Annotated in this window: 9 protein-coding genes; 4 read left to right on the forward strand and 5 right to left on the reverse strand. The window is 49.0% G+C overall.

The window, feature by feature from the left end; genetic code table 11:
* Positions 1-82 precede the first annotated feature (82 nt).
* The 3 genes from WG8_RS24110 to WG8_RS24120 are packed head-to-tail and all read right to left on the reverse strand — an operon-like array spanning position 83 to position 3,621.
* On the reverse strand, positions 83-691 hold the full coding sequence (locus WG8_RS24110) for a pentapeptide repeat-containing protein (RefSeq protein ID WP_007432901.1): 609 nt from the start codon (positions 689-691) through the stop codon (positions 83-85).
* 37 nt (positions 692-728) lie between these two features.
* Entirely contained in the window at positions 729-1,238 is a 510-nt protein-coding gene (locus WG8_RS24115; protein WP_007432902.1) for a MarR family winged helix-turn-helix transcriptional regulator, read from the reverse strand.
* Positions 1,228-3,621, reverse strand: a complete 2,394-nt coding sequence (locus WG8_RS24120; protein WP_007432903.1) for an ATP-dependent DNA helicase — start codon at positions 3,619-3,621, stop codon at positions 1,228-1,230. The genes WG8_RS24115 and WG8_RS24120 overlap by 11 nt, the downstream gene beginning before the upstream one ends.
* 56 nt (positions 3,622-3,677) lie before the next feature.
* Between WG8_RS24120 and WG8_RS24125 the strand changes: the two genes are divergently transcribed.
* A complete protein-coding gene (locus tag WG8_RS24125; RefSeq protein ID WP_232289165.1) occupies positions 3,678-4,865 on the forward strand; it encodes a diguanylate cyclase in 1,188 nt (395 codons plus the stop codon).
* 134 nt (positions 4,866-4,999) lie between these two features.
* Positions 5,000-5,182 (forward strand): aspartyl-phosphate phosphatase Spo0E family protein, encoded by a 183-nt coding sequence (locus WG8_RS24130; protein ID WP_007432905.1) that lies wholly within the window; start codon positions 5,000-5,002, stop codon positions 5,180-5,182.
* Positions 5,183-5,226: 44 nt separating this feature from the next.
* Here the strand turns inward: WG8_RS24130 and cidR are convergent, their stop codons facing one another.
* A complete protein-coding gene (gene cidR / locus WG8_RS24135) occupies positions 5,227-6,126 on the reverse strand; it encodes a cidABC operon transcriptional activator CidR (protein WP_007432906.1) in 900 nt (299 codons plus the stop codon).
* 131 nt (positions 6,127-6,257) lie between these two features.
* Between cidR and WG8_RS24140 the strand changes: the two genes are divergently transcribed.
* Both WG8_RS24140 and WG8_RS24145 read left to right on the forward strand, forming a co-directional pair.
* Positions 6,258-6,629: a CidA/LrgA family protein gene (locus WG8_RS24140; RefSeq protein ID WP_007432907.1), complete on the forward strand. Its 372-nt coding sequence runs from the start codon at positions 6,258-6,260 to the stop codon at positions 6,627-6,629.
* Positions 6,626-7,303: a CidB/LrgB family autolysis modulator gene (locus WG8_RS24145; RefSeq protein ID WP_007432908.1), complete on the forward strand. Its 678-nt coding sequence runs from the start codon at positions 6,626-6,628 to the stop codon at positions 7,301-7,303. The genes WG8_RS24140 and WG8_RS24145 overlap by 4 nt, the downstream gene beginning before the upstream one ends.
* Positions 7,304-7,432: 129 nt before the next feature.
* Here WG8_RS24145 and WG8_RS29180 read toward each other — a convergent pair.
* Positions 7,433-7,871: glycerol-3-phosphate dehydrogenase C-terminal domain-containing protein (locus WG8_RS29180; protein WP_007432909.1), on the reverse strand; the 439-nt coding region annotated here is incomplete at its 5' end.

Genomic DNA, 7,871 nt, shown 5'->3' on the forward strand with positions numbered 1-7,871 from the left:
GGGAAAATTCTGGTCATATGTCCATTCCACCAGCGCAGGACATCACAGAGGGAGGCAGATTCAGTGATGTCCTCGTGTTTGTTTACCCTTCCACCTTCGCTCCATAGGATCGAGCCACGGCTACGGCCTGCTGCATATCCAGCTTGGCTCCGGTGATATTCAAATCTTTAAAATTCACACCATCCATCTTCGCGCCACGCAGGTCTGTTCCCTGAAGATGTGCTTTATGCAATCTTGCGTGAGTAAGATCCGCTTCGCGCAAATCTGCCTTTTCCAAATTACATTCGGACAGGTCTGCTTCTTTGAAGCGTATTTTTCGCAAATCCTGCTTCCTTAAATCCGCATGACGCAGGTTCGTATAAGACCAGTCTCCACCCGTAATCGTGATCCCATCCATATTGGCCCCCGCAAAATCTGAGCCCACCAGCTTGCAGTTGTCAAACCGAGCTACAAACAGATTGGCACTGGTGAATAGACAATTTGTAAAAGCAGACTCCTTGTAATGAGATGCATTCAGAATGGCTCCGGTAAAATCACAGTCCACAAAAGTACAGCCTTCCATGAGCGACTCATTCATCTCCGCTCCCCGAAAACGGCATCGGGTAAACTCACAATTCGTCCACTCGCCTTCCCTGGCATCCATCGAGCCAAAATCACGGTTTTCATAGACCTCATTTGCATAAAAGAACATGTTCATCTCCCCTATTCCCTGTCTCAAAATCGGGCGCTCAGCTTTTCGGAAAGGATCGCTCAAAGCCGCTTTTCATTTTCCCAAGCAAGGCCTTCATGGTCTCATGATCCTGTGCTGTAAACTCCGTCATACATGACCGGATCAGCTTGGTGTAATAAGGACCTACCGTTCTCAGCAGTTCTCGTCCAGCCTCCTTTAATCCGATGGTCACCATCCGTCCGTCACTCTCGTGAGCCACGCGCTCGATCATATCATCCCGCTCCAGCCCATCAATCAGCCCTGTCATGGTTCCCCGTGTGACATCAGCCTTTTCAGCCAGCTCCGATGGCGTCATTCGATGCGGTGCATAAAAATGTAGCAGGCTCAGGACAATGACCCGACCCTGTGAGGCCCCCAGCCTGGTAAGATCCGTATCCATTTCTCTGAAAATACTGCTAGCCAAGCGCGCAAAAGTCACGAAAGTCTCCATATTGTCCACTTCGGCCTCCTCTTGACCAAAACGGCGCAGCACCCCGCGTATGGAGTCATTATGAAAATTAAAATTCATAGTCTGTCCATTCCTTCCCTAATCCCGCTTGTTCCACCAAACGATAGCTCCTCCATTCCTCCGGCAGCAAAGAAGCATACGGCTCCTTGGCAAATCGATCATCTACCAGAACCAGCAGGCCTTCGTCCTGCTCTGTACGGATAAGTCTGCCTCCTGCCTGAAGGACTTTATTCATCCCAGGGTATACATACGCATAGTTAAAGCCGTTCCGTCCTTGCTCCGCAAAGTATTCGCGCAGCACATCCCGCTCTGCACCGATTTGTGGCAATCCAACACCGACAACCACGACCCCGTTCAAGCGATCTCCCGGTAAGTCGACCCCTTCGGCAAATACACCACCCAGCACGGCAAAGCCGAGCAAGGTACGCTCCTGTCCAGGCTGGAATGCCTCCAGAAAGCGATCGCGCTCCGGTTCGGTCATACCCGGACTTTGCACCAACGTATCTGCCGGCACATCCCGAATCATAAACTCCTCGTATACCTCACGCAGATACGGATAGGACGGGAAAAACACGAGGATGTTCCCTTTACGTTCCTCTGCCAGTCCGGCCAGCATATTCACAATCGCTCCCTTTGAGCGCTCGCGGTCCCGATAACGGATAGAGAGCGGCAATAGACGTACATCCCATTGCTCCTGATGGAAGGGAGAGGGCACTTGCAGCGTATAATCCTCCTCCTTCGCCCCCAGCATGTTTCGGTAATAAGCAAGCGGCGTCAACGTTGCGGAGAAATATATAGTTGAGCGATAGCCCTTGATAGCCTGTCCGAGCAAATGCGAAGGATCAAGGCAGAATAGCTTGACCCGCACTTCACTGCGTCCCGCTTCAATACCCGCTCTAATGTAGGTAACGTAGCGTTCATCGTACAAAGCGGCAATTCGCAGCATATTTTGAGCGGCAAAGTATGTATCCAGAAGCATCGCATAAGCTGCACCTGTACTGCTCGCATGCTGGGTACTGCTCACGCTGCCCCTCGTTACCAGTTCACGTTCCGCTGCTTCCACAAATGGCGCCAGCAGCTCCAGCAACTCTTGCGGTGCGGACGCCTCCAATGCTTTTCCTGCATCCGCATGCAATTTACGCAGCGTAATCATATGCGCGTTCACTGCGCTCGCAGCCGCGGCAATCTCCGGGCTGAGCAGTTTAAATTCCCTTTTCAGCTCCAGAAAAGACGATTTCAGCATTTCCGCCGAAAACATTTCCCGGCCGCGTTCCACCAGGTTATGCGCCTCGTCCACCAATACAACGCCTTTTCGTTTCTGCTCCTCCAGCAATCTCTTCAAAGAAATACGCGGGTCGAAAACATAGTTATAATCACTGATTATACCATCCGAGGCATACGCTACATCCAGTGAAAATTCAAAGGGACATACCCTATGCTTGCGCGCATAATGCTCAATCACCGCCCGAGTCATTAATGTCTCATTGGCTAAAATATCGGACACCGCACCGTTGATTCGGTCATAATAGCCCTCGCACATGCTGCATGCTCCGGCATCACAATCATTTTCATCCTTAAAGCAAATTTTATCCTTTGCAGTCAAGGTCACCACGTGCATATGCAGCCCTTGAGTCTGCATTTTGGCATACGCTTCTTCTGCTGCTGCGCGGGTCGTGGTACGAGCCGTCACATAATATACCCGGCTCACCACCCCTTCACCGATGGCCTTGATGGCAGGAAATAAGGTGGATATTGTTTTACCGATACCCGTGGGCGCTTTGGCAAACAGGCTAACCCCTTCGGCAATCGTTTTGTACACCGAACCCGCGAGCGTTCGCTGGCCTGAACGATACGTGTCAAAGGGAAAGTCCAACGTGCCAATGCTGGCATCCCGCTTCTTCGCATGTGCTCTCAGCAGGAATGCATAGGGTGCATAGCCAGCAATCATCTCCTGTGCAAAGGATTCCAGCTCTGCAAAGGATAGCTCCCGTCTAAATCGGCGAATGTCTTCACTGTGCGCCTGTACATAAGTAAGCTGTACCTGCATGGAATGATGCTGCTCCTCGCGAGCAATCATATAAGCGTATAAGAACGCTTGCGCCCAATGTACAGGTTGACCATCCCCCTGAATTTCTTCCAGGGGCAGAGATATCGACTTGATCTCATCAACCGTCCATACACCATCCAGCTCAATCAACCCGTCACAGCGGCCTTCGACAATAAACAATGCATCCTGATATGGAATTTCCGTGCGCAAATATACCTCTTTGCGGTCATGCTCCCTATAGCCTTTCTGGATTACCTGATGCACGCGAGTTCCTTCCAGCATACTGCTGTTGGAGTGGAAACCACTGTGAATGCTACCGCTCCGATGCACATATTCCACAAGTGGACGCACTGATATGTGAATTGCTTCCTTCATACGATCACCCGTTCCGGTCATAGTCCCTTCACTTTACCACGAAGATAAAGGAAACGTAAGGGACATAAGCATTGTTTGTGGTCAATTACTATTCACTCGCACTTATTTTTTACCGAAATATAGAAATGAGACTTATTACTTTATTCTCAACAGTGTCCAACTCACATTACAGCATAAAGGATAGGGTTATGTTAAAAGAATTAATTAACAATTTCGCTTTATTAACAAGCTTCTTATTCTTTGGGAATTTGCTATCACGAAAATACGAGCGTTACCTGGAAAAACATAAATATATCCATCGGGTAATGAACGGCTTAATGTTGGGACTGTTTGGTATTCTTTTAATGATGACCGGTTTATGGATCAACGGACATTTTGTGGTCGATCTGCGCCAATTGGCTATTATCATATCTGTTTATATGGGAGGAACTATATCCGGTCTGTTGACCACCCTGATCATAAGCCTGTACCGTATTTACATCACCGGTGGTTGGACAGATGTTTCTCTGACTGCTACTGTCAATTGCTTCATGACACTGGGCATTTCACTTATCTTCCTTCGAGGAAAATCCCTAACACTCCGCAAATGGATGTCAGCCGTGCTTGGAGCTGCTGTTGTGTCGCTGTTATCTGCTTTCTTTGTGGTTAATCCTCCTGATAATGAAACGATTATAACAGTCATAACCGTTAGGTTGCTTGGCGGCCTGTTCACTTATTTTATGATGTCCCATATCAAAAAAACAGAACGGGCCATTCATCTGCTCGAAGAGGCTGCGAATCGGGACCATTTAACCGGATTATACAGTCCGCGCGCTTTCGATGCGCTATTTGAAGAGGTCTTTCATACTTCCAAGGCTACTAAACAACCCTTTGGACTCGTGATGCTGGATATTGACCATTTTAAAAAAATTAATGATACTTATGGTCATTTGAACGGCGATACTGTCTTGAGCCAATTAGGAATTCTGTTAAACCGGGAGTTTACAATAAGAGCATACCCCTCGCGAAAAGGCGGCGAAGAATTTGCCATTCTGATTGGAGATTGCGACAGCCAGAAGGCAGCAAGCCTTGCCGAGAAGATTCGAAAAGCTGTGGAACATGGACCATTCCAACTGAATGACGGAACCATCGTTCCCCTGACAGTATCTGTTGGAGCAGGCAGTTTTCCCGCCATTACAGCGGATAAATTATTGGAGAAAGTGGATGACGCTCTATATGAGGCCAAACGTTCAGGGCGCAATCGGGTAGAGCTGGCAAAACCATGATGATTAAGTCGCTAAATATCAGGTAAGCTGGATTATTGTTAATAAAATGTGGTAAACTGGAAAAAACATCGTTATAAAGACTCTTCTGCCGCTAGTGGAGACATGCCTTACAATCGACATGGGGGGTGGGCTTTTTGAACCTCGAACAATTGGAAAAACTCATGGAAAAAGAACGCCGCGAATTGAATCGTATGGCTAACTTACACGGATTAAAGGATGAACGAGTATTGGACAAATCCTCCAGGCTTGACCGAATTATGGACAAATACCTTCACACCAAGCGAGCGGTAAACCAAAACAATCAGGCACATTCATAGACGCAAGCTGCATCGCTGCCCATAAGGGCAGCTTTTATTATGGACTACTTGCTGCCATACTCCGTCCGCAGCAGTTCCTGCGTGAACGATATCCATTCTCTGGCTGCAAAGGACAGGTAACGATCCTTCTGCCAGATCATTCCCAAATGCCAGGGGATGACGGGGTCCACCAACGGAAGAATACGCAAGCGCTCGGAATCCAGATCCCGGCAAATGGCTTCCGGCAATAGCGCTATCCCCAGGTTCGCAGCAACCATTTCGCTGATGAGATCCCATTGTGAGCTTTCGTAGACTACACGCGGCTGAAAGCCAGCACGGACACACTCCGCAATGATACGATCATGCAGCGTAAAATCCTCGCGGAACAGCACAAACGCTTCCTCCGCCAGCGCGGATAACGGTACCTCCTTGCACTCAGCCAATGCATGCGTAGGGTGAACGAGCAGATTCAACTTTTCCTCCACAAATAGAAACGTCTCAAACATATCTTCACTTGCAGGCAGCACAATCACTCCGATATCCAATACCCCGGCTCCTACGTCCCGCTCCACTTTCTTCGCTCCGTCCTCGAACAATTGAATGGTCACATCGGGATAGGCCTTGTGAAACTCGCCAATGACACTCGGAAAAAAGCTTGATCCAACCATCGGCGGCAGGCCGATACGGATATGCCCTTTTTTCAGGTTCATCAAATCACTCAGCTCCGAGGACAAGCTTTGAAAGGACTTCACAATCGCTTGAGCCTGAAGCTCAATCACCTTCCCAGCGTCCGTCAGCTCGATTCTTTTGCCAATTCGATCGAACAAGGTAACACCCAGCTCATCCTCCAGGCTTTTAATCGTCTTACTGATCGTCGGCTGTGTAATGAACATGCTCTGGGCCGCCTTTGTAAAGCTGCGCAGCCGCGCGACTTCTAAAAAATATTGTAAATGTCGGATATCCAAACCTGCACCTTCTTCCATAGACAAACGGAATACGTTTTATTCTTTATATGCATTTTACTCATGAAAGCTGGTGATGTAAAATTTCATTACAGTTTGAAAATAACGAAATTCAAAGATAGGAGTTAATATATATGAAAAGCTTCATACGCGGTGTCCTCCAGATTGCCGTCCTGATGGCCTTTTCACTCATCCTGAACGCGGCAGTTTCCTGGCTCCACCTGCCTGTACCCGGTAGCATTGTCGGTATGGTGATCCTTTTTATTCTGCTGCAAACCGGTTTGGTCCGACTAAGCTGGATTGAGGTTGGCGCGAACTGGCTGCTGGCCGAGCTGCTATTATTCTTTATTCCCTCCGCTGTCGGTGTTATGAATTATTGGCCGATGCTGGAACACGATGGTATGAGTATTATGCTGGTAGTATTGCTTGGCACCTTTCTGGTGATGGCCTGCACGGGTATGGTCGCCAGTCTGCTTGGTAAACGAAAGGAGCACAAATCATCATGATCGGTCTTCTATGTATTGTATTGACACTCGCTATTTACTGGATGGCCAAACGTATGTATCGCACCCTGCCCAAGGTGTATATGTCTCCATTGCTTATTACACCCGTTGTTATCATTTTGATTTTGACGCTGACGGGCGTGAACTACCGTTCCTATAATTCGGGTGCGCACTTGCTGTCCACGCTGCTGCAACCAGCTACGATTGCATTTGCTGTTCCTTTGTACCGCAACTTCCCTGTGTTGAAGAAACATGCGTCCCAAATCGTATTTAGTGTGCTTTCAGGCTCCGTTGTAGCTGTATTGTCCTCCATGGCTCTTGCCAAATGGATGCATCTGGACTCGTCGCTGCTCAGCAGCCTGATTCCCCGCTCCATTACGACACCCATTGCCATGAATGTATCACAAACGATTGGCGGTAATCCAACCGTCACGGCTGTATTCGTTATTTTGACCGGCTTGAGTGGTCTCATTATTGGTCCGATGATCGTCAAGCTGTTCCGTATCGAAAATGAAGTCTCGCGCGGGGTACTGCTCGGTACCGGTGCTCATGGCACTGGCACCTCCAAAGCATTTGAATTCAGCTCGCTGACAGGTACAATTTCCAGCATCTCTATGGTGCTCGCCGCTCTCTTTACGTTGGCGGCTGCGCCGTTCCTGTTCCACCTGATGCTGTAAGCCAGTTCTATACAAAAAGCATCAATTCTCTTGTTATTGGAGAATTGATGCTTTTTATTTTCGGTCAAAGCCGTTGCTTCAGCAGATTACGGGCAAGTGAAAGCGGATGCTGTATATCCTGCACAGCAATCAGATGACCTTCACAACGTCTGACTTCTCTTCTGCCTCTACAGGCGTCACTGCTTCATGCAGATAAGCATCCAGCTCAGCCGCATATTGGCGCTCTTGCGCAGCGCTCCAGCCTGCATGTTCAGACATCAGTGCAATGACGGGCTCCTTCCAGCGCTTCACATCGCCAATCTGGAAGAACAACGCTCCGGTTCGACGAATGAAGAAATCAGACGGGGTCACCGTCATTTCCTGCTCCATCGCATACAGGAGCGGGACACGTACTTCCAGAGGCAGCGTCGCTTCCGTCTCCGTGGCCTCCTCCATGCTGCGCGTCGCGATGGCAAACAGCCGCTCTGTATTGGAGCCATATCGAGTGGCCCATGCTCTGGCCATTTGCGGCGACAGGCCGAGCACAGCACCCGCTGTGGCTTGCTTGCTCACGAAGGCGTCCCAGCCT

The sequence above is a fragment of the Paenibacillus sp. Aloe-11 genome (genome assembly GCF_000245715.1).
In the GTDB taxonomy this organism is placed as follows: Bacteria; Bacillota; Bacilli; order Paenibacillales; family Paenibacillaceae; genus Paenibacillus; species Paenibacillus kribbensis.